Origin of the sequence: Roseococcus sp. (assembly GCF_965227005.1) — a bacterium.
GTDB lineage: Bacteria > Pseudomonadota > Alphaproteobacteria > Acetobacterales > Acetobacteraceae > Roseococcus.
Genome location: NZ_CBDDFJ010000019.1, coordinates 23,551 through 45,198, shown reverse-complemented (window position 1 = coordinate 45,198; position 21,648 = coordinate 23,551). Strand labels below are relative to the sequence as shown.

Annotated in this window: 24 protein-coding genes and 1 tRNA gene; 8 read left to right on the top strand and 17 right to left on the bottom strand. The window is 69.0% G+C overall.

All coding sequences use genetic code 11. The features are described 5' to 3' along the window. Positions 1-18: 18 nt before the first annotated feature. The 3 genes from ACO057_RS10215 to ACO057_RS10205 all read left to right on the top strand — a co-directional run bounded on the left by ACO057_RS10215 (position 19) and on the right by ACO057_RS10205 (position 4,161). Complete coding sequence (locus ACO057_RS10215; RefSeq protein WP_421991269.1) at positions 19-981, top strand: Bug family tripartite tricarboxylate transporter substrate binding protein; 963 nt, start codon at positions 19-21, stop codon at positions 979-981. 184 nt (positions 982-1,165) lie between these two features. Next, positions 1,166-2,167, top strand: coding sequence for a tripartite tricarboxylate transporter substrate binding protein (locus tag ACO057_RS10210; protein ID WP_421991267.1), 1,002 nt, complete (start codon positions 1,166-1,168; stop codon positions 2,165-2,167). 11 nt (positions 2,168-2,178) lie between these two features. After that, on the top strand, positions 2,179-4,161 hold the full coding sequence (locus ACO057_RS10205; RefSeq protein ID WP_421991265.1) for an FAD-dependent oxidoreductase: 1,983 nt from the start codon (positions 2,179-2,181) through the stop codon (positions 4,159-4,161). Positions 4,162-4,289: 128 nt separating this feature from the next. On the opposite strand, the gene ACO057_RS10200 is transcribed toward ACO057_RS10205, so the two are convergent. Further along, positions 4,290-4,366: transfer RNA gene (locus ACO057_RS10200), tRNA-Arg, on the bottom strand. A gap of 173 nt (positions 4,367-4,539) precedes the next feature. On the opposite strand from ACO057_RS10200, the gene speB reads away from it, so the two are divergent. The 3 genes from speB to ACO057_RS10185 all read left to right on the top strand — a co-directional run bounded on the left by speB (position 4,540) and on the right by ACO057_RS10185 (position 6,466). Continuing rightward, a complete protein-coding gene (gene speB, locus ACO057_RS10195; RefSeq protein ID WP_421991263.1) occupies positions 4,540-5,508 on the top strand; it encodes an agmatinase in 969 nt (322 codons plus the stop codon). 324 nt (positions 5,509-5,832) lie between these two features. Then, a complete protein-coding gene (locus ACO057_RS10190; protein WP_421991261.1) occupies positions 5,833-5,967 on the top strand; it encodes a hypothetical protein in 135 nt (44 codons plus the stop codon). Positions 5,968-6,061: 94 nt separating this feature from the next. Next, on the top strand, positions 6,062-6,466 hold the full coding sequence (locus tag ACO057_RS10185) for a DUF6481 family protein (protein ID WP_421991259.1): 405 nt from the start codon (positions 6,062-6,064) through the stop codon (positions 6,464-6,466). Positions 6,467-6,528: 62 nt separating this feature from the next. Here the strand turns inward: ACO057_RS10185 and ACO057_RS10180 are convergent, their stop codons facing one another. After that, positions 6,529-6,672, bottom strand: a complete 144-nt coding sequence (locus ACO057_RS10180; protein ID WP_421991257.1) for a hypothetical protein — start codon at positions 6,670-6,672, stop codon at positions 6,529-6,531. Positions 6,673-6,918: 246 nt separating this feature from the next. On the opposite strand from ACO057_RS10180, the gene ACO057_RS10175 reads away from it, so the two are divergent. Continuing rightward, positions 6,919-7,674 (top strand): arginyltransferase, encoded by a 756-nt coding sequence (locus ACO057_RS10175; protein ID WP_421991255.1) that lies wholly within the window; start codon positions 6,919-6,921, stop codon positions 7,672-7,674. A gap of 1 nt (position 7,675) precedes the next feature. On the opposite strand, the gene ACO057_RS10170 is transcribed toward ACO057_RS10175, so the two are convergent. From ACO057_RS10170 to ACO057_RS10115, 12 genes are all read right to left on the bottom strand, one after another. After that, the gene (locus tag ACO057_RS10170; protein ID WP_421991253.1) at positions 7,676-8,059 is read right to left on the bottom strand and encodes a hypothetical protein; all 384 of its coding nucleotides are present in this window, start codon (positions 8,057-8,059) and stop codon (positions 7,676-7,678) included. Positions 8,060-8,062: 3 nt separating this feature from the next. Next, on the bottom strand, positions 8,063-10,291 hold the full coding sequence (gene parC / locus ACO057_RS10165; protein ID WP_421991251.1) for a DNA topoisomerase IV subunit A: 2,229 nt from the start codon (positions 10,289-10,291) through the stop codon (positions 8,063-8,065). Beyond that, positions 10,284-11,030 carry a DNA repair protein RecO gene (gene recO, locus ACO057_RS10160; protein WP_421991305.1) on the bottom strand — a complete coding sequence of 249 codons (747 nt, stop codon included), beginning with the start codon at positions 11,028-11,030 and terminating at the stop codon, positions 10,284-10,286. The genes parC and recO overlap by 8 nt, the downstream gene beginning before the upstream one ends. A gap of 2 nt (positions 11,031-11,032) precedes the next feature. Further along, the gene (locus ACO057_RS10155) at positions 11,033-11,260 is read right to left on the bottom strand and encodes a hypothetical protein (RefSeq protein WP_421991249.1); all 228 of its coding nucleotides are present in this window, start codon (positions 11,258-11,260) and stop codon (positions 11,033-11,035) included. Next, a complete protein-coding gene (era, locus tag ACO057_RS10150) occupies positions 11,257-12,153 on the bottom strand; it encodes a GTPase Era (protein WP_421991303.1) in 897 nt (298 codons plus the stop codon). Before era ends, ACO057_RS10155 begins: the two co-directional genes overlap by 4 nt. A gap of 92 nt (positions 12,154-12,245) precedes the next feature. Continuing rightward, positions 12,246-12,917 (bottom strand): ribonuclease III, encoded by a 672-nt coding sequence (gene rnc / locus ACO057_RS10145; RefSeq protein ID WP_421991247.1) that lies wholly within the window; start codon positions 12,915-12,917, stop codon positions 12,246-12,248. Next, a complete protein-coding gene (lepB, locus tag ACO057_RS10140; RefSeq protein ID WP_421991245.1) occupies positions 12,914-13,672 on the bottom strand; it encodes a signal peptidase I in 759 nt (252 codons plus the stop codon). The genes rnc and lepB overlap by 4 nt, the downstream gene beginning before the upstream one ends. Before the next feature lie 56 nt (positions 13,673-13,728). Further along, the gene (gene acpS / locus ACO057_RS10135) at positions 13,729-14,148 is read right to left on the bottom strand and encodes a holo-ACP synthase (RefSeq protein ID WP_421991243.1); all 420 of its coding nucleotides are present in this window, start codon (positions 14,146-14,148) and stop codon (positions 13,729-13,731) included. A 30-nt stretch (positions 14,149-14,178) separates the two neighbouring features. Then, a complete protein-coding gene (locus tag ACO057_RS10130; protein ID WP_421991241.1) occupies positions 14,179-16,440 on the bottom strand; it encodes a RelA/SpoT family protein in 2,262 nt (753 codons plus the stop codon). A 10-nt stretch (positions 16,441-16,450) separates the two neighbouring features. Next, entirely contained in the window at positions 16,451-16,846 is a 396-nt protein-coding gene (rpoZ, locus tag ACO057_RS10125) for a DNA-directed RNA polymerase subunit omega (RefSeq protein WP_421991239.1), read from the bottom strand. A gap of 91 nt (positions 16,847-16,937) precedes the next feature. Then, complete coding sequence (gene folK / locus ACO057_RS10120) at positions 16,938-17,435, bottom strand: 2-amino-4-hydroxy-6-hydroxymethyldihydropteridine diphosphokinase (RefSeq protein WP_421991237.1); 498 nt, start codon at positions 17,433-17,435, stop codon at positions 16,938-16,940. Continuing rightward, positions 17,432-18,259 carry an isocitrate lyase/PEP mutase family protein gene (locus ACO057_RS10115; RefSeq protein WP_421991235.1) on the bottom strand — a complete coding sequence of 276 codons (828 nt, stop codon included), beginning with the start codon at positions 18,257-18,259 and terminating at the stop codon, positions 17,432-17,434. Before ACO057_RS10115 ends, folK begins: the two co-directional genes overlap by 4 nt. A 108-nt stretch (positions 18,260-18,367) precedes the next feature. On the opposite strand from ACO057_RS10115, the gene ACO057_RS10110 reads away from it, so the two are divergent. Continuing rightward, the gene (locus ACO057_RS10110; RefSeq protein WP_421991233.1) at positions 18,368-19,336 is read left to right on the top strand and encodes a Bug family tripartite tricarboxylate transporter substrate binding protein; all 969 of its coding nucleotides are present in this window, start codon (positions 18,368-18,370) and stop codon (positions 19,334-19,336) included. Positions 19,337-19,340: 4 nt separating this feature from the next. On the opposite strand, the gene ACO057_RS10105 is transcribed toward ACO057_RS10110, so the two are convergent. From ACO057_RS10105 to ACO057_RS10095, 3 genes are read right to left on the bottom strand one after another with little or no spacing between them, the layout of a single operon-like run. After that, on the bottom strand, positions 19,341-20,360 hold the full coding sequence (locus ACO057_RS10105) for an esterase (protein ID WP_421991231.1): 1,020 nt from the start codon (positions 20,358-20,360) through the stop codon (positions 19,341-19,343). A gap of 57 nt (positions 20,361-20,417) precedes the next feature. Further along, positions 20,418-20,960, bottom strand: coding sequence for a glutathione peroxidase (locus tag ACO057_RS10100; RefSeq protein WP_421991227.1), 543 nt, complete (start codon positions 20,958-20,960; stop codon positions 20,418-20,420). Further along, positions 20,953-21,627 carry a sulfite oxidase-like oxidoreductase gene (locus ACO057_RS10095; RefSeq protein ID WP_421991225.1) on the bottom strand — a complete coding sequence of 225 codons (675 nt, stop codon included), beginning with the start codon at positions 21,625-21,627 and terminating at the stop codon, positions 20,953-20,955. Before ACO057_RS10095 ends, ACO057_RS10100 begins: the two co-directional genes overlap by 8 nt. Positions 21,628-21,648: the final 21 nt, after the last annotated feature.

Below are 21,648 nucleotides of genomic sequence, written 5' to 3'. Positions count from 1 at the left end.
ATCAGGGAGGACACAAGAATGAAAACGACACGACGCCTAGTGATCGGCGGCGCCATGGCCACGCCGCTGGCCGCAAGAGCGCAGCCGCGGCTGATCGACAAACCGGTTCGCTTCGTCGTCGCCTATACGGCGGGCGGCGCGGCGGACGTCACGTCCCGCACCGTCGCGCAGCGGCTGACCGAAAAGATCGGCGTGCCGGTCGTGGTGGAGAACCGGCCGGGCGGAAACACGCTCATCGCCACGCAATCGGTGCAGCGCGCGCCGGCCGACGGGACGAGCTACCTCGTCGTCTCGCTGAACTTCGCGCTGAATACCGTGCTGATGGCGAACCTGCCCTATGATCCCTTCGGGGACTTCACCGCGGTGGGGCTCATGTCCTCCGCGCCGAACATCCTGGTCGCGCATCCCTCCCTCCCCGTGCGGAATGTTCCCGAATTCGTGGCGGAACTGCGCAAGCGTCCGGGAGAGATCGCCGTGGCCCATACCGGCGTCGGCACCATCACCCATCTGGCCGGCGAGCTGCTCTACGACATGACGGACACGCGCGTGAACCTCATCGGCTATGGCGGCAGCGCGCCGGCGCAGGCGGACCTGCTGTCGGGGCGCGTGCAGGCGATGTTCGACAGCAGCAGCGTCGATCACATCAAGGAGGGACGCCTGCGCGCGCTTGGCGTCACCGGCGCGCATCGACTTTCGGTTCTGCCGGATGTTCCGACCATCGCCGAGCAGGGCTTCGCCGGCTACGAGGCCAGCTCCTGGTACGGGCTCGTGGCGCGCCGCGGGACCTCGCCGGATATCGTCCGCCATGTCTCGGCCGAAGTGCAGGGGATCATGCGCCTCCAGGACGTGCGCGAGCAGCTCGCTCAGCGCGCCTATGTCCCCGGCGACACGACGCCGGAACAGTTCGACGCCTTCATGCGGAACGAGGCGCAGCGCTGGACCGACCTCGTGCGGAAGCGGAACATCCGGGCGGACGTCTGACGAAGGTTGCCACAGGCGGCATGGCCAGATCCGGCACCGGAAAAGATTGATCCGGCGGGACCGATCCTGCGAGGCTGCTGGCAGTCGTCGCTGGAGAATGGAGCGTCGCGGCCTGTATCGGCGACCTTCCTTTCCGCGGGGACGAAAGCGAACCGTATCGAGTTCGCGGATGGAGGAAATGCCGATGGATCGTCGCACCCTGCTGGCCGCGCCGACAGTCTTGCTTTCGCGCCCTGCCGATGCCCAGCCGCCCGCATTGTCAGCTCGGAAGCCTGGCAATTTCCCCAGTCGCCCCATCGAGCTGATCGTGGCCTTCCCGGCGGGCGGGGGGATGGACGTGACCGCCCGCATCCTCGCCCGCCATGCGGAGCGGCTGACCGGGCATCGGTTTGTCGTCAACAACCGGACCGGCGGGGCCGGCATGGTGGCGCACAACTTCATGGCGAAGCAGGCCTCGCCCGACGGCTACACGATGGGCATTCTTTCCAGCGGCGTCTTCGTGGACGGCGTGCTTCGGTCCGAGGGGCGCTGGTCCATCGACGACCTGGAGATCGCGGCTTTCATCAACTATGACCCGAGCACCTGGATCGTCGCGGCGAGCGGCCCGCTGCAGGGCCTGGACCTTCGCGCCATCGTTTCACGCGCCAGGGAAGCCCCGGACAGCGTCCGCGTCGCGATGCTGCCGCAGAGCGCCTCCGAGTTCATCATCGAGCAGGTGGAACGCGGCACCGGCGCGCGCTTCACGAAGGTGCCCTTCCAGGGCGGTATTCCCGGGATGACGGCGATGCTCGGCGGCCATATCGACGTCGCCACCGTCTTCTTCTCGGAGTTCCGCGCACAGTTCGAGGCCGGTGCGGTGCGCCCGGTTGGCATCGCCGGCCCGGCGCCCGTACCCAACCTGCCAGGCGTGCCGACCTTCGACAGCACGCTGGGCACGAACGGCATTCACTGGGCCGCCTGGCGTTTCGCCATGCTGCCAAGGAACGTCCCGCAGGACCGGCGCGACTACCTCGCGGCCATCGTCGAGGCGGTCGTGGCCGATCCGGAGGCGCAGCGGGACTTCACCCAGGCCGGCGTGCTGCTTGATCCCTCCTTCGGCACCGGCGATGCGATGCGCGCCTCGGCGGCGCGGCTCTTCGCGGCACAGCTGCGCTTCCTGCGCGAGAGCGGAAGGGTGGCGACATAGGAGATCCGGTCGTGGAGGAAGGCCAGCCCTATCCGCATCTCTTCTCGCCCTTCCAGCTCGCGGGACGGCACCTGCGGAACCGCGTGGCGCACCTCGCGATCCTGACCGCCATGAGCCCAGGGGGCCAGGTCAGCGACCGGCACATCCAGTATTACCTGAACCGCGCGCGGGGCGGCGCGGCCATGATCGTGGCCGAGCCGGTGAACATGGCGCCGCACCAGCAGGTCTCGATCAAGGTGAACGCCCGCGACGATGCGGCGATGGATAGCCTGAAGCGATGGGCGGCGGCGGTCGAAGGCGAGGACTGCCGGCTTCTGGCGCAGGTGCAGGATGCGGGGCGTGGGCGTCACGCGCCCGGTCGCAACTTCGAAGCCGTGGGCGCAGCAGCCCTCCCGGACGACATCAGCTGGACGATGCCGCATGTGCTGAGCGCCTCGGAACTGCACGTCATGATCGAGGGGTTCGCGGCGGGATCCCGCCGGCTGCAGGCCTGCGGCTTCTCGGGCATCGAAATTTCGGCCGGGCACGGTCACATCTTCGCACAGTTCATGTCGCCCTGGGCGAACAGCCGCGAGGACGAGTTCGGCGGCGACCTGGAAGGCCGCATGCGCCTGTTGCTGGAGACGATTGCCGCCATCCGCGCCACCTGCGGCCGGGGCTTCATCGTCGGCGTGAAGGCACCGGGCGACGATGGTCTTGCCGCCAGCATCCCCCCGACCGTCGCGGCGGAGATCGTGGCGCGGCTCGCGCGCACCGGCATCGACTACCTGTCATTCGCCCAGGGCACCCACGCGCGCACCCTCGACATGCATGTCCCCGATGGCCACTGGCCCGCACTCCCGTTCCGGGAACTGACGCGCCGCCTGCGCGCCCATGCCGGCGGCGTGCCGGTGATGGCGCTGGGCCGCATCACGGACCCTGCGGAGGCCGAGGGGATCCTGGCCCATGGCGAGGCCGAGATGGTCGGGCTGGGCCGCGCGCTCATCACCGATCCCGCCTGGCCCGCAAAAGCAGCGGCGGGGCACGCCCGCGATATCCGATACTGCGTCTCGGCGAATTCCTGCTGGCATCAGGTCACGGCGCTGCACAAGCTGGCCTGCGACAACAACCCGCGCCTGGCAGAACCCGAGGAATCACGGCCGCTGCCGCCGGCCACGGTCCGCAAGCGTGTGGTTGTGATCGGCGCCGGCGTCGCGGGGCTTGAGGCCGCCTGGGTGGCGGCCTCGCGCGGGCACGAGGTGACGCTGTTCGGGCGCTCGCCCGAGGTAGGTGGAAAGCTGCGCCTGCATGCCTCGCTGCCCGGCGGCGAGGCGCTGTCGAGCATCTACGACTTTCAGCTCGCCGAAGCCCAGAAGGCTGGCGTGCGGTTGGAGCTTGGAGTGGATGCCGAATTCGAGGACGTGCAGGGGCTTCAGCCGGACGCGGTCGTGCTGGCGACCGGATCATCCATGGTCTGGCCGCTTTGCCTCCCGGCCAGCCTCAAGGCCGAGGGCTATGTGACGGATCTGCGGACCGCGCTACCGGGTGTGCTCGGCGTCTCGGCCCGGCAGCGCGGCACCGCCGTCATCTTCGATCAGGACCATACCGACGGCACCTATTGCGCCGCCGTGGCGCTACATCGCCGGTTCGAGCGCGTCGTGATCGTCACCCCGCGCGAGAGCATCGCCCAGGACACCTCAATGGTGACGCGGCAGGGCATCCATCGGCGCGTGAACATGCTGGGGATCGACGTGGAAGCTTTGTCCGAACCTCAGTGGACCGAGGGCTTCGAGCAGGAGGGCCGGCTCGTCTGCGCCAATATCTACACGGGCCGGGAGCGCGAGATCGAGAACGTCGCCTTCTTCGCTTACGCGACCCCACGCGCGCCGCATAACGAGCTGGCGGCGCCGTTGCGCGCCGCGGGCTTCCCTGTGCACCTGATTGGCGATGCCAAGGTCGCGCGGGCGCCCTTGGCAGCTACCGCCGAAGGCTACGCGATTGGGCGGTCGCTTTGAGAGTGTTCGGGCCCGGCTCGGATGGAGAGCGTGCGGGACGAAAGGCGAATAGGAACTCGCAAACCCACCTGTTGGCGCTCGCAAATTTTCCTAAAAATAAAATTATTTCAATATGTTCGCGGTCGGTCTGGCGGACCCGAATGGATTCGAACCATCGACCTCTGCCTTCGGAGGGCAGCGCTCTATCCAGCTGAGCTACGGGTCCAGACCACCGCCTCAGTAGCGCATGCATCCGCGTCGGGGAAGGCCTGCTTCGAGGCAATGCGCACCGACCGGCCGACTTTCGATCGCGGCGCCCGCCACACTCCGTTCAGCCGGGCTTGAACAGAGCCCGCCCAAACGTACAGGCTCACCGCCACGCAGTCCGGAGGACGGAAGATGACGAACGACGCCCTGAGGCCCGTGGACGGGCTGGTCACCCCCCGCTTCGCCGCGCCCGCCACCTTCATGCGCCTGCCACTGCGCGAATCGGCCGAGGGGATCGACATCGCCCTTCTCGGCATCCCCTTCGATGGCGCCGTCACCAACCGCCCCGGCACCCGCCACGGCCCCCGCGCCCTGCGCGACGCCTCCACCCTCATGCGGCGCGTGCATCCGGTGAGCCTGATCGAGCCCTACAAGCTCTGCCGCGTGGCCGATCTTGGCGATGCCGAGACCAATCCGGTCGATGTGATGCGGACGCTGGAACTGGTGGAGGCGCGCGTCGCCGCCATCCGCGCCACGGGCGCCTGGGTTCTGGGCGCGGGCGGCGACCACCTCATGTCCCTGCCCCTGCTGCGCGGCCTCAGGCGCGCCGCGCCGCAGACACCGCCGCTCGGCATGGTGCATTTCGACGCCCATTCCGACACGGCCGACACCTATTTCGGCGGCAGCAAGTACACCCACGGCACGCCCTTCCGCCGCGCCATCGAGGAGGGGATCCTCGACCCGAGGCGCATCGTGCAGATCGGCATCCGCGGCACGCTCTACGAGACCGACGACATGGCCTGGGCGGAGAGCGTGGGCATCCGCATCCTGCGCATCGAGGAATGCGAGGAGCTGGGCCCCGAGCGTGTGATCGCCGAGGCCCGCCGCGTGATCGGCGACGGCCCCGCCTATCTCACCTTCGACATCGACAGCCTCGACCCCGCTTTCGCGCCTGGCACCGGCACGCCCGAGGTGGGTGGCTTCACCCCGCGCGAGGCCATGCGCCTGCTGCGGGGTTTGCGCGGCCTGAACTTCCTCGGCGCCGATGTCGTGGAGGTCTCGCCGCCCTTCGACCAGACCGGAAATACGGCCATGGTGGGCGCGACCATGATGTTCGAGATTCTGTGCCTCCTCGCCGAGGCCCGCGCTGGATTGCGATGATTCCCCTTGGAATATTCGCCTCCTTCTCCAGCAAATCTGCCGGGTTCAGGAAGATTTCATCCCATTCCGGGCGAAAATCGGCAGCATCGGCAGGGCCTTCTTTCGCACGTCACGGAAAATTTTCTTGTTATTCCGCGGGGCTGCCACTATATCAGGCCATCAGCCTTTTTGGCTCGGGCTCGTATTCACGACGCGAAGCATCGCGTCCTCCGCTGGCCCCCTTCACGGAAAGATTGATCCGATGCCCAATTCTGGGCAGCGGACGAACCATATCGATCAAGGATATCGGCAGGGTGCCGTCAGAGCGCCCGCCGTAAAGTAAGCATGAACCATTTTCAGACCCATCCGGCCAGCTTCTCCAAGCAATTGCCGGTGACCAAGCCGTCCTCCGAGACGGCGCCGACCATCGGCCTCTCGCAGGCCGAGCTCCGTGACATCGTCATCGCCCTCCTCGGCTAGATCACGAAGCGCGGCCACACGCCCGGGCCTCATGGCGCCGGCGTGTGATCCAATCTAAATTCCAAGCCCAAGACAAGGAAACCACCCCATCACGATGCAAAGCCCACGGAACGATCGCCACCAGGACCGCGCCAAGACGGCGGAAGCCGCCCGCAAGGCGGCCCAGGCCAGGTTCGCGGCATCCGCGCCGAAGCCGGACGACCCTGCCGTCGTCGAACGCATGCAGGCCCGCGTGGCCATCGCCGAAGCCCGGCAGGAGCGCCTCGCCAAGCGCGAAGCCGAGCGCGTGGCACTGGCGGAGGCCCTTGCGGCCGAGGCTGCCGCCATCGCCGCCGCCGCTGCCGCCGAGGCCGAGGCGGCCCGCCTCCTCGCCGAGGAAGCCGAGCGTGAGCGCACCGCCCACGCCATCGCCGCCAAGGCTCAGGCGATCGAACTGATGAAGGCCCAGAAGCTGGCGCGCGATGCGCGCTACGCGGCCCGTCAGATCCGGCGCAAGTAGGTCACTTTCCCCGGCGCGGCCGCCCCGGCATCAGCCGGATGCGACCGTGCCGGGGAGCCTGCTCAGGTCGCCTCGCCGAGAATCTCGCTCTGGCGCACCATGCGCTCGTGCCCGTCGCCCACATGCTTGACGTGGTACTCCAGGTCGACCCCGTCATTGGCCAACAGCCGCAGCACCCGGTAGGGGCCGCCCTTCTGCTTGAACATGCCACTGGAAACCAGGGACACGTTCTGGCCGACGCCAAACCTGTGCTGAACCATGCGTCACCCGTTCCATATACTGGCCGGATCGCCGGAATGGCTCACCTGGACGATTTCACGTCCGGATTGCCCGGCCATTTTTACATGGTGGCTCGCCCTGCTGATTGCGATGCGGACATGAAGATTATTCCGCCCCCGGCCGGTGTCCGTGATCCTATTGAAATTCCGCCCACAACCGGCAAGATTGTCAGCTTGCAAAGCCGAACCCGACGCCCGCAATTCTTCTACACGACCACCCCACTCCCCTGCCCCTATCTGGCCGGCAGGACGGAGCGGAAGATCGTGACCGAGCTCACGGGTCCGGATTCCGAGGCCCTGCACGACAAGCTCTCGCGCGCCGGCTTTCGCCGCAGCCACAACATCGCCTATTCGCCGGTCTGCCCGGGCTGCCGCGCCTGCATCCCCATCCGCGTGCGCGCCGCCGACTTCGTGCCCAACCGCACGCAGCGCAAGATCCTGGCGCGCAATGCGGACCTCGAGGTCCGCGCCACGCCGGCCCGCGCCACGGCCGAGCAATTCGCGCTCTTCCAGCACTATCAGCAGTCCCGCCACACCGGCGGCGACATGGCCGCGATGGGCTTCTACGACTACCGGGCCATGGTCGAAGACACGCCCATCACCACCGGCATCGTGGAGTTCCGCGAGCCCGGCGGGCGGCTGCTCGGCGGCTGCCTGGCCGACTGGCTCTCGGATGGGCTGTCGGCTGTCTACAGCTTCTTCTCGCCCGAGGAGGACCGCCGCAGCCTCGGCGCCTTCGCGGTGATGTGGCTGCTGGCCGAGGCCAACCGCGCCGGGCTGCCCTATGTCTATCTGGGCTATTGGGTCCCGGAGAGCCGGAAGATGTCCTACAAAGCCGGCTACAGGCCGGCCGAGGTCCTGATCCAGGGCAGCTGGCGCCCACTCGGGGAAGAGGTTTCCGCGACCAGCGAGGCCGTGATCGCGGGCTGAATCAACGCCCGCCGGGCCGGCGGATCAGGTCGTAGGTGAGCTGGCAGTCGTTGCGGCCGGGATGCGAGCCGGTGAAGCGCCGGGCATTGTTCGGCCCCTCGAAGATCTGCCCCGTCCCCGCCCCGAAGGTGCCGAGCCGCGGCAACTGCACGCCACCGGTCGCGTTGATGGTCGCCTCCATCGGCGCATCGCCAATGAATCCGGGGATGGTCATGGTCGCGCCATGCACGGTGGCCGTCAGGAGTTGCGAGCCCGAGCGGCCGCTGCGCCGGCATTCCTGCACGCGATGGCCGGTGTAGATTCCGTCATGCGGGCCCGCGCCCCGCTGGGCCTGGGCCGGGAGCGCCGCGAGCAGCAGCAGGGAAGCGGTCAGGAAAAGGCGCATGGGTTAGATTCCGAACCGGTTGATGCGTGGAAAGCCATTGGGCGGAAGCTTTCCTGCCCCAGCCCGGTTGCCCCGCCAAGCCGTCAGGTCGACTTCCGTGCGCGTGCGCTCGCCCAGCGCCCAGGACAGGCCCTCGGCAAGGGTGAAGACCTTGGCATCGGCCAGGCCGCCATCCCGATAGGATTGCAGCTGCACGCCCCGGCCGCGCGTCATGATCGGCAGTTGCTCCGCCGGGAAGACGAGGAGCTTGCGGTTCTCGCCCAGCACGGCCACGGCATCGCCCTCGCCCAGCACGCAGAGCGCGGCGCGGGTATTGCCCTCCAGCGTCATGATCTGCTTGCCGGTGCGCTTCTCGGCCAGGAACTCCGCGCCCTCGACCAGGAAGCCCTTGCCGTCGGAAGCCGCCACCAGGAACTTCTGCTTGCCCTCCGGCAGGAACATCGCCAGCACGCTGTCCTCGTTCGGCAGGTCCACGATGAGGCGCAGCGGCTGCCCGTCGCCGCGGCCGCGCGGCAGGGTGTCGCAGCGCAGGGTATAGGCCTTGCCGTTGCTGGCGAAGATGACGAGGCGATCGGTGCTCTGGACGGGGATGCGGAAGGCCAGCGCGTCACCCTCCTTGAAGCGCAGCTCGGCGTCCTCGGCGAGATGGCCCTTCATCGCGCGGATCCAGCCCTTGTCGGAGAGCACCACGGTCAGCGGCTCGCGCTCGATGAAGGCGCTCTCGTCCACAACGATGGCGGGCGCGCCCGAGCCGATCGCGGTGCGGCGGTCGCCGAGCGGGCCGGAGCCGAATTTCCGCCGCGCGTCTTCCACTTCCTTGCCAATGGCGGACCACTGCTTGGAAGTGCTGGCGAGCAGGCCCTGGAGCTGCTTCTGCTCCTTGCTGAGCTTGTCGTGCTCCTTGCGGATTTCCATTTCCTCGAGCTTGCGCAGCGCGCGCAGGCGCATGTTGAGGATGGCCTCCGCCTGCACCTCGGTGAGCTCGAAGCGCTCCATCAGCTTGATCTTGGGCTCATCCTCGGTGCGGATGATGCGGATCACCTCGTCGAGGTTGAGATAGGCGATCAGATAGCCGGCCAGGATCTCCAGCCGCCGCGCGATGGCCGCGAGGCGATGGTCCGTCCGGCGGATCAGCACGACATGGCGGTGGTCGAGCCAGGCGCGCAGCGCCTCGCGCAGGCCCATCACCCGCGGGGTGCGGTTCGCATCCAGCACGTTCATGTTGAGGCTGAAGCGGCTCTCCAGCTGGGTCGCGCGGAACAGCGTCTCCATCAGCACAGCAGGTTCCACCGTGCGGTTGCGCGGCTCCAGCACCAGGCGCACGGCCTCGGTGCTTTCGTCGCGCACATCGGTCAGCAGCGGGAGCTTCTTCTCTTCCAGCAGCAGGGCGATCTGCTCGATGAGCTTAGACTTCTGCACCTGATAGGGAATCTCGGTGACCACGATGGTCCAGAGGCCCTGCTTGCCCTTCTCCACCTCCCACTTGGCGCGATGGCGGAAGCCGCCGCGGCCGGTCTCATAGGCCTCGGCGATGGCCGAAGCACTTTCGACCAAGGTGCCGCCCGTTGGGAAATCAGGGCCCGGAACATGCCGCAGCAGATCGGCCGTGGTGGCGTTGGGATTGGCGATCAGCTCCAGCGCGGCGGCGCAGAGCTCGCCCGCATTGTGCGGCGGGATCGAGGTCGCCATGCCGACGGCGATGCCCGTCGCGCCATTGGCCAGCAGGTTCGGAAAGGCGGCGGGGAGCACCACCGGCTCCTTGTCCTCGCCGTCATAGGTGGCGCGGAAATCGACCGAATCCTCGTCGATGCCGCTCAGCAGCGCCTGGGCGACTTCGGTGAGCCGCGCCTCGGTGTAGCGCATGGCGGCCGCGTTATCGCCGTCGATATTGCCGAAATTGCCCTGGCCCTCGACGAGGGTGTAGCGCGCGGCGAATTCCTGCGCCTGGCGCACCAGCGCCTCGTAGATCGAGCTGTCGCCATGGGGGTGGTACTTGCCCATCACGTCGCCGACGATGCGCGCGCATTTCTTGAAGCCCGAGGCCGGATCGAGCTTGAGCTGATGCATCGCCCAGAGAAGCCGGCGATGCACCGGCTTCAGCCCGTCGCGCACATCGGGCAGCGAGCGCGCCATGATGGTGGACATGGCATAGGCCAGATAGCGTTCGCTCAGCGCCTCGGCGAGGTGCGTGTCGCGGATATTGCCCGGTTCTTTCACCAGATCGTCAGGCATTCTCAATCGGTTCCAACAGGGTGTTGACCCGGTCCTGCAGCATCACCCGCGCCTGGGGCAAAGGGCGGTGCTGGAGGCCGAAGGCGTCCCGGGCCAGGAAAAAGCCCGTCAGGCGGAGTCCCGCAAGCCATTCCTTCGCGTCTGACGGCTTTGTAGCGTCGTGGAGGAAGGCCGGAAGGGCCAGCAGACGGTCGGCATAGGGCGCGCCGGCGGCCTCGCTGACCGCGCGGCCGGATCGGGGAGACACCCAGATCAGGCCCTCGGTGGCGCCCGTGGCGGCGCAGCTGGTCAGGTCCAGGCCGTAGCCGAGTTCGGCCAGAAGGGTGGCCTCCCAGGCCACCAGCTGCGGCAGGGCCAGCTCCGGCCCATGCACCAGCGCCGAGATGACCCCGACCAGGCCGTGGAAGCAGGCCGGATGGGCCTCGCGCTCGGGCAGCGCGCCCACGGCCACGGCGCAGGCGGAGGTGAGCACGGCAAGCGCCAGGGGGTCGTCCAGGGCGCGCGCAGCGGCGGCATGGACCATCTCGCCCGAGACGGCGCCGAGCTGTTCCGCCAGCCGGCCGACCCAGCGCGCCTCGATCAGGTTGCCCGGCTGCCAGAGCGCCGCCTGGCCGCGCGAGGCGCCGCCCTTGGCGAGGCCGGCATGGCGGCCATGGGCCTCGGTCAGCAGGTCGATGACGGCCCCGGCCTCGCCATGCGGGCGGGCCGAGAGGACGATGGCGGGCGCCGACCACTCCACGCTCATGGCCGCCGTCTCCGCCACAGGGCCCGCAGGCTCAGCGTCAGCGCGGCCAGCAGGCAGATCGCCACCACGGGCGATCCCAGGAGAAACAGCCCGAGTCCGCTCGTCCAGGGACAATTGCCGAGAATGTTGCAGGTCACCGGCGTGAGGGCCATGGCGAGGCCCAGGATCGCGGCCAGCCCGGCAGTCACGACCCAAGCCGTGACCCAGGCCGGCCAGCGCCTCACCCCTCGTCCTCGAGGCCCAGCGCGCGGATGCGGCCGCGCTCCTCGTCCCAGCCCGGCCGCTCCTTCACGTTGAGGAAGAGGTGGATGGGCCGTTCCAGCAGCGCCGTCAGCTCCAGCCGCGCCCGGCGGCCGATCTCCTTGATGCGCGCCCCACCCTCGCCGATCAGGATGGCCTTCTGCGTGGCGCGCGCGATGTAGATGGTGCAGTCCACCCGCGCGCTGCCATCGGGGCGCTCCGTCCAGGTCTCGGTCTCGACCGAGGCGTAGTGCGGCACTTCCTCATGCGTCTGGCGGAGGATCTGCTCGCGCACGACCTCGGCCGCCAGCATGCGGCTAGGCAGGTCGGAGAGCTCGTCCTCGGGGAACATCCAGGGGCCGGGCTGCATGGCCTCGGCCAGCTTCTCGCGCAGCCGGTCCAGGCCCTTGTTCTTCTCGGCCGAGATCATGAAGGTCTCGGCGAAGGGCAGCAGTTCGTGCAGCTTGGCGGCCAGCGGCAGCAGGATCTCGCGCGGCAGCAGGTCGACCTTGTTCAACGCCAGCCAGACGGTGCGCTTCTGCTCGACCAGGCGCTCGATGATGGTGCGGACCGCCTCGGTCAAGCCGCTCTTCACGTCGACGACCAGCAGCGAGAAATCGGCGTCCTTGGCTCCGCCCCAGGCGGCCGAGACCATGGCGCGGTCCAGCCGGCGGCGGGGCGAGAAGATGCCGGGCGTGTCCACCAGGACGATCTGCGCTTCCTTCTCGATCAGCACGGCGCGCACGCGGAAGCGCGTGGTCTGCGGCTTGGGCGAGACGATGGTGACCTTGGTGCCCGCCATGGCGTTCACCAGCGTGGACTTACCGGCATTGGGCGCGCCCAGAATGGCCACGAAGCCGCAACGCTGCTTGTCCATCGGAATGGAGGCGGGGGCCTGCGGCGCCACGCTCACCTCAGGGCTCAGCTCGGGGCTCACCTCCTCAGGCGTCGTATCCTTGGGTTCGTCACTCATTCTTTGATTCCTGCGAGCCACAACTCGGCCGCCGCTTGTTCCGCCGCACGCTTGTTCTCGCCAATGCCCTCGGCCGTGCGCCCGGCGGCGAGCACCGTCACCACGAAGACGGGGGCGTGCGAAGGCCCCGTGACCGATTGATGCTGATAATCCGGAAGGCCGAGGCCACGCCCCAGGGTCCACTCCTGTAGCCGGTTCTTGGCGCTGACGGGCGGCTTGGCATCGACCTCGATCGCCGCGGCCCATTCGCGCCGCACCACCTTCTGCGCCACTTCCAGCCCGGCATCCAGATAAATGGCGCCGAGCACCGCCTCCAGCGCATCCGCCAGCACGGTCGCCCGCGCGCGCAGCCCCGTCCGCCCCTCGGAGGGCGGAACGCGCAGCGCCTGGGCCAGGCCGATCTTCTCGGCAATGGGCGCGATCACATCCTGCGAGCACAGCGTCGCCAGACGCTTGCCCAGATCGCCCTCACGCTCCTGCGGAAAGCGCTCCGCCAGCCATTCGGCGATGCACAGGCCCAGCACCCGGTCGCCCAGGAATTCCAGGCGCTCGTTGGAATCCAGCATGCGCCGGCGCGGATCGGCCGCCGAACGGTGCGTCAGCGCCTGTTCGAGCAAAGCCGGCTTGCGGAAGCGGTGGCCGAGGCGCTCCTGAAGAACGTCGGTCATCGCACCGCGGAGAGCAGGCGGGAATAGCGGATGGCGAAGGGCCAGCCCCAGACCTCCCACCAGCGCGCGCTGCCATCCACCGAGAAGAAGATGAATTCCGCCCGGCCCACCAGATTCTCGACCGGGATGAAGCCCACCGCGCTGGCCACGCGGCTGTCGAGGCTGTTGTCGCGGTTGTCGCCCATGGCGAAGACATGGCCGTCGGGCACGCGGAATTCCGGCGTGTTGTCGAGCGGGCCGTCATTGGACTGCTCGATGATGAGGTGCGAGCGCCCGCCGGGAAGGAATTCGCGCAGCAGCTGGACCGTCATGCGCGGGCCGTCGCCCTCGGCCACGAAGGGCCCGAGGCTCTCCAGCCGCACCGGCTGGCCGTTGATGTGCAGGATGCCGCGGCGGACCTGGATGATGTCGCCCGGCAGGCCAACGATGCGCTTGATGTAGTCCTGCGTGGTGTCGCGCGGCAGCTTGAAGACCGCGACGTCGCCGCGCTGCGGCATGGCGCCGAAGATCCGTCCCTCGAAGAGGTTCGGGCTGAAGGGCATCGAGTGCCGCGAATAGCCGTAGGAATACTTCGAGACGAAGAGGTAGTCGCCCACCAGCAGCGTCGGGATCATCGAGCCCGAGGGGATGTTGAAGGGCTCGAAGGCCACGGTGCGGATGCCGATGGCGATCAGCGCGGCATAGACGACCGTCTTCACGCTCTCGAGCCAGCCGCCCGACTTCTTCTTGACCGCCAGGGTCGTGGATTTTGCCATGGGTAGGGGGGACCGCGCGTTTGAGGGCCGGGATTGAACCCGGGGGCCCTCGGGTGTCAAGGAAGAGAGGGGGGGATGGGCACGGCCGAGATGATCACGATGGCGCTCGCGTAAGGATATTCGTCCGTCATGGTCAGCGCGATCTCGGCGCGATGGCCGGGCGGCGTCATGGCGGCCAGCCGCGCCGCGGCGCCGCCCGTCAGCCTCAGGGTCGGCTGGCCCGAGGGCAGGTTGACCACGCCCAGGTCCTGCATGAAGACGCCGGCCCGGAAACCCGTGCCCAGCGCCTTGCTGGCGGCCTCCTTGGCGGCGAAGCGCTTGGCATAGGTGCCGGGGCGGATCTTCTCCGTGCGCTTCTCGGCCTTGGCGCGCTCGACGGGGGTGAAGACGCGCTGGAGGAAGCGCTCGCCATGGCGCGCCAGCACCGCCTCGATGCGGCGGATGTCGCAGACGTCGTTGCCGATCCCGAGAATCATGAGGGTTTCTTCACAGCCTTGGGCGCAGCTTCAACTGCGCGCCCGGTCCACGCGCATCACGCCCTCGCAGGCCCGCAGCGTGCCCATGAGCTCGGCGAGGTGGCGGGTGTCGCGCACCTCGACGTCGAGGTTGAGGTCGCACTCGTCATCCTCGCGGCGGCCGAAGCGCAGATTGGTCAGCACGGCCTTCTGCTTGCTGATCGCATTGGCGACGCCCGGAAGCAGCCCCTGCCCGTCCACCGCCGCGACATGCAGGCGCACGACATGCGTCGCGGGGCCGAGCGCGCCCTGCTCCCAGTCCACGTCCAGGAACCGTTCGGGCGTGGCCGCGAAATTCTCCAGCATGTGGCAGTCCTGGGTGTGGACGGTGACGCCCTTGCCCGTGGTGACGATGCCCACGATCAGGTCGCCCGGGATCGGGTGGCAGCACTGGGCGAAGTGCAGCTGCATTCCCGCCACCACGCCCGTGATGGGCACGGCCGGAACGGCGGTCTGCTTGAGCCCGGAGCCGCGGCCCAGCCGCGCGCGGCCGGCGACCAGCGCCATCGGCTCGGAGGCGCGCTGCGGCGCGCGTAGCTCGGGGAAGGCGGCATGCACCACGTCGCGCGCGGAGATGCTGCCGGTCGCGACGGCGTGATACATCTCCTCCACGCCCGACTGGCGCAGCGTCTTCACCGCGGGTTCCAGAAGCTTTTCCTGGAAATCCAGGCCATTGGCGCGGAAGGCCTTCACGATGGCCGTGCGGCCCTCGTCGCGCTGCTTCTGCTTCTCCTCGGCCTGGGCGAAGCGGCGGATGCGGGCCTGCGCCTTGCCCGACTTCACGAATTTCAGCCAGGCCGGATTGGGCTGCCCGCCCTTGGCGGTGATGATCTCGACCTGGTCGCCGTTCTCGAGCTTGTCGTGCAGCCGCACGATGCGCCCGTTCACCTTGGCGCCCACGCAGGCGTCGCCGACCTGGCTGTGGACGTGATAGGCGAAGTCGACCGGCGTGGCGTCGCGCGGCAGCTCGATCAGGTCGCCCTTGGGCGAGAAGCAGAAGACGAGGTCGCGATGGAGCTGGAGCTTCGTGCTCTCCATCGCGCTGTTGGCTTCGGGCTCGTTCTCCAGGATGTCGATGAGGGCGCGCACCCAAGGGAAGCTTCGCGCGGGCGCCGCCTCGCCGCCCTGCTTGTAGATCCAGTGCGCGGCCAGGCCGAACTCGGCGATGTGGTGCATCTCGCGCGTGCGGATCTGCACCTCGATCTTCGCCTCGTCGCGCCGGCCCGGCAGCAGCACGCCCGTGTGCAGCGACTGGTAGCCGTTGGTCTTGGGCGTGGAGATATAGTCCTTGAAGCGCCCCGCGATCACCTTGAAGGCATCGTGGATGGCGCCCAGCGCGAGGTAGCAATGCGCGCGCTCGGGCACGATGATGCGGAAGGCCATCACGTCCGAGAGGCCCTCGAAGGCGACGTTCTTCGCCTGCATCTTGCGCCAGATGGAATAGGGCGACTTCTCGCGCCCCTGCACTTCCTCGACGGGGACGCCGTTGAGCTCCAGCGCCTCGCGCAGCTCCACCTCGATGTCGGGGATGATGTCGGCCGAGCGCCCGCGCAGATAGGTCAGGCGCTGGGCGATGGTCGCCCAGGCATCGGCGTGCAGCTCGCGGAAGCCGAGCGTCTCCAGCTCGATCTTCATCCCCTCGATGCCGATGCGCTCGGCGAGCGGGGCGTAGATGTCGAGCGTCTCGCGCGCCGTGCGGTGCCGGCTCTCGGGCTTCGTCACGAAGCCGATGGTGCGCATGTTGTGCAGCCGGTCGGCCAGCTTCACGAGCAGGACGCGCAGGTCCTCGCTGAGCGCCAGCAGCAGCTTGCGGAGGTTCTCCGCCTGCTTGGTGCGCTCGGACTGCACCTCGATGCGGGAGAGCTTGGTGACGCCGTCCACCAGGCGCGCGATCTCGGCACCGAAGCGGCGCTCGATCTCGGGGAGCTTGTATTCGGTGTCCTCGACGACGTCGTGCAGCAGCGCGGTCGCGATGGTGGCCGTGTCCAGCCGGTAGCCCGCCAGGATCTCGGCGACAGCGACGGGGTGGATGATATAGGGCTCGCCGTTCTGGCGCTTCTGCGAGGCATGCGCCTCGGCGGCGAAGCGCCCGGCGCGCAGGATCAGGTCGGCGTCGAGGCGGGGATCGGCCTCGGTGATCCTGGAGCAGAATTCCAGGACCACATCCAGGCCTGGCACCGGGGCCACGCCCGTCGACAGACCTTCAGGCGCGCGCGCAACCGCCGGCTCGTCCGGGGTGGCGCGCGGGATCAAGCGGGCGCCCTCAGTCCGACTGGCCGCCGAGTTCGGCGGCCAGCTGGGCCTCGAGGTCGTCGGGCGAGAATTCTTCGCCGCCCATCTCGGCGGGAAGTTCCTCGTTGACGTCCATGACGCCGAAGATGTTCTCGTTCGTGTCGATGAGGTCCATGACCTCGTCCTCCACAGGCTCCGGTTCCGGCGCGCGGCTGAGGGACTTGATGAGGTCCTGCTCCAGGGCCGGCAACTCGACGGTCTGGTCGGCGATCTCGCGGAGCGCGACGACGGGATTCTTGTCGTTGTCGCGATCGATCGTCAGGGTCTCGCCCCGGCTGATGTTACGGGCGCGCTGGGCCGCGAGCAGAACGAGCTCGAAACGGTTGGGAACCTGGACAATGCAGTCTTCGACGGTGACGCGCGCCATGGAATACCTCGGGCAAAGGGGGTCGGGCGCAGACTGGCTGCACCGCGGCGAACACTTCAGATAAGCGTTGCGGCGTGACTCCGCAAGCCGCTCAGGACATGAGCGGGCGGAGATCCTGGAGGGGGAGGGTTGCGATCAGCGCACCGATCCCCTCCCCCGTGACCGGATGATGCCAAGTCGGAGCGACCTCGGCCAGGGGCAGCAGCACGAAGGCCCGCGCGGCCATGCGCGGATGGGGCAGGATGGGCGCGGGCCCCTCCCGCACGAGGCCGTCGCAATCCAGCAGATCGAGGTCGAGCGTGCGGGGCGCGTTGGGATAGGGACGCGCGCGGTGATGCGCGGCCTCGATGGCATGCAGCGCGGCCAGGAGCCCGGCCGGATCGGCCCTTCCTTCGAGGCGCGCGACCCCATTCACGAACCAGGGCGCGCCCGGCATGGGCGGGATGGGCGCGCTCTCCCACCAGCGCGAGAGCGCCTTCAGGCGCAACCCCGGCAGCGCGTCCAGCGCCGCCGCCGCCGCCCGGCAGGTCTCCCGCGGGCCGGAGCCGTCGGCGCCGGGGAGGTTCGCGCCGATGCCGATCAGGATCACGGCAGGCCCCGCCCGGCCATCAGCCCCTGGGTGACGGAAAAGGCCGGGATGCGGTCCACGAAGCCGCAGGTGCCCCATTGCTGCATCTCGCGCGCCGCCTCCATCACCCCGGCCAAAGCCGCGCGGGGCATGGCCGAGCCCAGGCTGGCCCGGCGCACGCCGGCCGCCGCCAGTTCCGCCATGGAGAAGGCGCCGGCCCCGCCGGTCAGGACCGTGACGGGGGCGGGCACGGCGGCGCAGAGCTCGGCCACATCCTCGATGCGGGAGAGACCGGGGGCATAGACGGCATCGGCCCCCGCGGCGGCATAGGCGCGCAACCGGTCGATCACCCCGGCGAGATCGAGGCATTGGCGCTGCAGCCCCTCGCAGCGGGCGGTGACGTGGAACTGGCCCCGCGCGGCCGCGACGGCGGCGGCGATGCGCGCCACCGCGGCCTCCAGCGGATAGAGCGGCGGCGCCGCGAGGCCCGTGCTGTCCTCGATGGAGCCGCCGGAGAGGCCGGCCTCGATCGCGAGGCGGACGGTCTCGCCCACCTCGGCCGGCGTTTCGCCGAAGCCGTTCTCCAGATCGGCGAAGACCGGCAGATGCGTGGCCTCCAGGATCAGCCGGGCATTGGCGAGGGTTTCCGCGCGCGTCACCCCGTTCAGCCCGTCCGGACGGCCGAAGCTATAGGCCAGGCCCGCGCTGGTGGTCTCGATCCCCGGGAAGCCCATGGCGGTGAAGAGCCGCGCCAGCCCCGCATCCCAGCAGCTCGGCAGCAGCACGCAGCCGGGTTGGGAGATCAGGGCCCTGGCGGCCCCGGCGCGCGCTGCGGTGTCGGTCATGCCCTTGGGGATAGGGCAGATCGCGGCCCTCGGGAATGGATTGACCACCCCCCTGCCGCCCGCCAGCCTGTCCGGCAGAACAGACAAAAGACTTCGGGAGACAAACGCATGCTTCGACGCCACCTCGCCTTGGGGTTGGCCGCCGTGCCCGTCCTGGCGCGCGCGCAGACCGGATTTCCGCAACGGCCGCTGACCTTCCTGGTGCCCTTCTCGGCGGGCTCGGGCACCGACATCCTGGCGCGGCTCGTGGCCCCCGCCACCGCGCAGGCGCTGGGCCAGACGGCGATCATCGACAATCGCGGCGGCGCCGGCGGGACCATCGCCGTGGGAATGGCGCTGCGGGCGCGGCCGGACGGGCATACACTCGTCGTCTCAGGCACCAGCACGGTGCCGATCAACCGCGCGCTCTATGCCAATCTCGGCTACGACCCCCATCGCGAGCTCGCCCCCGTCGCCGTGGCCGTGACGGCGCCGAACGCCCTGGTGGTGCGGGCCGACGGCCCGATCCGCGACCTGGAGCAGCTGATCGCGGCCCTGCGCCGGCGCGACCGGCCGACGCGCTACTGGTCCACCGGCAACGGCACCTCGCAGCATCTCTCGGGCGTGCAGCTGATCCGCGCGGCGGGCGGCGAGGCGCAGCACATCCCCTATCGCGGCCCCTCCGAGGGGCTGGCCGGCCTGCTGGCGGGCGACACGGAATGGGGATTTTCCGCCTTGCCGGCCGTGGTGCCGCTGGCGCGCGACGGCCGGCTGAAGATCCTGGCGGCGACGGGAATGCAGCCCGTCGCCGGCTTTGCGGAGGTGCCGAACCTCGCGAAGATCGGCATGCCGGGCTTCGCGGAGACGGACGTCTTCATCGGCCTCTCCGTCCAGCGCGCCGCCCCGCCGGAGGTGCTGGCGCGGCTGCGCCAGGCCTATCGCGAGGGCGCGGCCCAGCCCGGCATGGCCGAGCGCCTCGCCGCCACCGGCTTCACCCCCGCGCCGCCGATGAGCGACGCGGAGCTGGAGGCCTTCACCGACCGGCAGGTGGCGTTCTGGGCCGATCTGGTGCGGGAATCCGGCGCGAAGATCGACTGAGGGCTCAGCGCATGAGGCCGTGTTGCGCCATCCAGGCCTGGATGCGCGCCGCGATCTCGTCGCTGTTCGTGTCCATCATCATCATGTGCGACGAGCCCGCGATGCCCGCGGCCGGAAGGTCCAGCGTATCCGCCGTGCCCCCGGCCGTGCGGATCTGGTCCTGCCAGCGGGTGATGTTGGTCCGCACGCCGCTCCAGAAGGCGTTCCCGGCGATGTGGTCGCCCCAGACGACGAGGTGGGGGATGCCCCTCACCCGCGCGGCCTCGGCGCTGGCCGGCGGAGCGCCGGAAGGCTCGATGGCGACGATCCCGCGGATCTTGTCCGGCGCGTTGAGCGCGGCGTTGAAGGCGAAGTTGCCGCCCTGGCTGTGCACCACGATCACGCAGGGGCAGACCGTCTGGACATAGGCGTCATAGGCCGCCTGGATCTGCGGGTCCGTCGTCGCCCAGCGCGGCACGCCCTGCCGCATGAACTGGTCCCAGGCGGCGACGGGGAAGCGCGTGTTGTCGAAGGCGCGGCGCTGCGCGGGCTCGGCGTTCCAGCCGGCCTGCTCGCCGATGCGGAAGAGGCCCCAGCCCTCGCCCATGGTGCGGAAGATGGGCTCGCCGCGCAGGATTTCGGGGAAGCGCGCCCAGCCGCTGCGGCCGCGCTCCATCGCATCCGAGACATAGACGTCGTGGCCCTGGCGCAGGAAGAACATCTGCCAGCCGGGGCGGCCATCGGGCGTCGTCTCATAGGTCGCGCCGGTGAGGCCGCCGCCATGCCACAGCAGCAGCGGGAAGCGGGCGCGCGGGTTCTGCAGCCGCACATATTGCGCGTACATCTGCTCGACCTGGAACTGCCCGTTGGGGTTCATGCGCATGGGCGGCGCGCCGGGGCTGAAGACGATCTCGCGCGTCTCGAGCCCTTCCAGCGTGGCCACCCGCCCGCCGACATGCAGGCTGCCGATGTCGCGAATGGCGAGCGGCTCCTGCGCGAGGGCCGGCATCGCGGCCAGCAGGGCCGCGGCAATCCATTTCTTCATTTTGTTGTCCTCCCGCCATTCAGGCGAGGGAAAGCCTAGCGGAGGCGCTTGGCATCCTCAAAGGGCCAGCGCGGCCTCCACGGCGCGGATCACCTCGGGCGCATCCGGCTCCGTGCGTGTCGAGAAGCCCTGAATATGCCGGCCATCCCGGCCGACCAGGTATTTATGAAAATTCCAGCTGACCGGCCCGGCCTCGCGCGCGGCCCAGGCGAAGAAGGGATGCGCTTGCGCGCCCTTCACATGGTTCAGCCCCGTCATCGGAAAGGCGATGCCGAACATGCCGTCGCAGAATTCACGGATCTTGCCCTCATCCGTGCTCTCCTGTTCGAAGTCGTTGGAGGGCACGCCGATCACCGTCAGTCCTCGCGCCTCGTAGCGGTCGTGCAGGCGCTGAAGCGCGGCATATTGCGGCGTATAGCCGCAAAAGCTCGCGGTATTGGCCACCAGCATCACGCGTCCGCGAAACTGCGCCAAAGGCAGCGGTCCGCCTTCGATGGCTTGGAAAGAAAAGCCGAAGGCATCGCTGCCCTGGGCCCCGGCGGGTGATATCGCGGGACCGCTCATCGCGAGGCCCGCCAGCAGCGTACGCCGGTCAACCATAACGCTCCTCCAGCCAGGGATCGCCGGCATTGTGGTAGCCGCGGACCTCCCAGAAGCCGGGCTGGTCGTCGGCGCGCAACTCGATCCGAGTCACCCATTTCGCGCTCTTCCAGAAGTAATAGCGCGGGATGACGATGCGGGCCGGGCCGCCATGCACGCGCTCCAGCGGCACGCCGTTCCAGGAATGCGCGACCAGCACCTCCTCGGCTGCGAAGACCTCCAGCGGCACATTGGTCGTGTAGCCGTCATAGGAGTGGAAGACGACGAAGCGCGCTTCGGGCTTGGGCCGCGCCAGCATCAGCAGGTCGCGCGCGGACACGCCCTGCCAGATGTTGTCGTAGCGCGACCAGGCGGTGACGCAGTGGATGTCGTTCTTCCGCTCCTGCTGCGGCAGGGCGTTGAAGCTGTCCCAGTCCAGCGCCTGGCGCTCCTCCACGAGGCCCTCGATGCGCAGGCGCCAACGATCCAGCTTCACCTCCGGCTGCACGCCGAGGTCGAGCACGGGGAAATCGGTGACGAGGCGCTGTCCCGGCGGCAGGCGCTCCTCCTGGGGGGAGCTGGTCTCGCCGGTCAGGAGGCGGCCCTCGCGGGCCCATTTCTCCTTGCTGGCGACTAGCTTCTCCCGGATCGAGCCGGAAAGTGTCACGCCGTCGCTGGTGTCGCTCATCATCCACGCTCCTTCGCTACG

What these genes read in the sequence shown, in the direction of transcription:
- ACO057_RS10170 (WP_421991253.1), bottom strand. Translation starts at nt 8,059, where the DNA reads ATGCGCCTTTTCCTGACCGCTTCCCTGCTGCTGCTCGCGGCGCTCCCG.
- lepB (WP_421991245.1), bottom strand. Translation starts at nt 13,672, where the DNA reads ATGGCAAAATCCACGACCCTGGCGGTCAAGAAGAAGTCGGGCGGCTGG.
- ACO057_RS10180 (WP_421991257.1), bottom strand. Translation starts at nt 6,672, where the DNA reads ATGTTCAAGCAGAAGGGCGGCCCCTACCGGGTGCTGCGGCTGTTGGCC.
- ACO057_RS10210 (WP_421991267.1), top strand. Translation starts at nt 1,166, where the DNA reads ATGGATCGTCGCACCCTGCTGGCCGCGCCGACAGTCTTGCTTTCGCGC.
- ACO057_RS10095 (WP_421991225.1), bottom strand. Translation starts at nt 21,627, where the DNA reads ATGAGCGACACCAGCGACGGCGTGACACTTTCCGGCTCGATCCGGGAG.
- ACO057_RS10100 (WP_421991227.1), bottom strand. Translation starts at nt 20,960, where the DNA reads ATGGTTGACCGGCGTACGCTGCTGGCGGGCCTCGCGATGAGCGGTCCC.
- era (WP_421991303.1), bottom strand. Translation starts at nt 12,153, where the DNA reads ATGGACAAGCAGCGTTGCGGCTTCGTGGCCATTCTGGGCGCGCCCAAT.
- ACO057_RS10105 (WP_421991231.1), bottom strand. Translation starts at nt 20,360, where the DNA reads ATGAAGAAATGGATTGCCGCGGCCCTGCTGGCCGCGATGCCGGCCCTC.
- ACO057_RS10215 (WP_421991269.1), top strand. Translation starts at nt 19, where the DNA reads ATGAAAACGACACGACGCCTAGTGATCGGCGGCGCCATGGCCACGCCG.
- parC (WP_421991251.1), bottom strand. Translation starts at nt 10,291, where the DNA reads ATGCCTGACGATCTGGTGAAAGAACCGGGCAATATCCGCGACACGCAC.
- speB (WP_421991263.1), top strand. Translation starts at nt 4,540, where the DNA reads ATGACGAACGACGCCCTGAGGCCCGTGGACGGGCTGGTCACCCCCCGC.
- ACO057_RS10110 (WP_421991233.1), top strand. Translation starts at nt 18,368, where the DNA reads ATGCTTCGACGCCACCTCGCCTTGGGGTTGGCCGCCGTGCCCGTCCTG.
- rnc (WP_421991247.1), bottom strand. Translation starts at nt 12,917, where the DNA reads ATGACCGACGTTCTTCAGGAGCGCCTCGGCCACCGCTTCCGCAAGCCG.
- acpS (WP_421991243.1), bottom strand. Translation starts at nt 14,148, where the DNA reads ATGATTCTCGGGATCGGCAACGACGTCTGCGACATCCGCCGCATCGAG.
- ACO057_RS10185 (WP_421991259.1), top strand. Translation starts at nt 6,062, where the DNA reads ATGCAAAGCCCACGGAACGATCGCCACCAGGACCGCGCCAAGACGGCG.
- ACO057_RS10190 (WP_421991261.1), top strand. Translation starts at nt 5,833, where the DNA reads ATGAACCATTTTCAGACCCATCCGGCCAGCTTCTCCAAGCAATTGCCG.
- ACO057_RS10115 (WP_421991235.1), bottom strand. Translation starts at nt 18,259, where the DNA reads ATGACCGACACCGCAGCGCGCGCCGGGGCCGCCAGGGCCCTGATCTCC.
- rpoZ (WP_421991239.1), bottom strand. Translation starts at nt 16,846, where the DNA reads ATGGCGCGCGTCACCGTCGAAGACTGCATTGTCCAGGTTCCCAACCGT.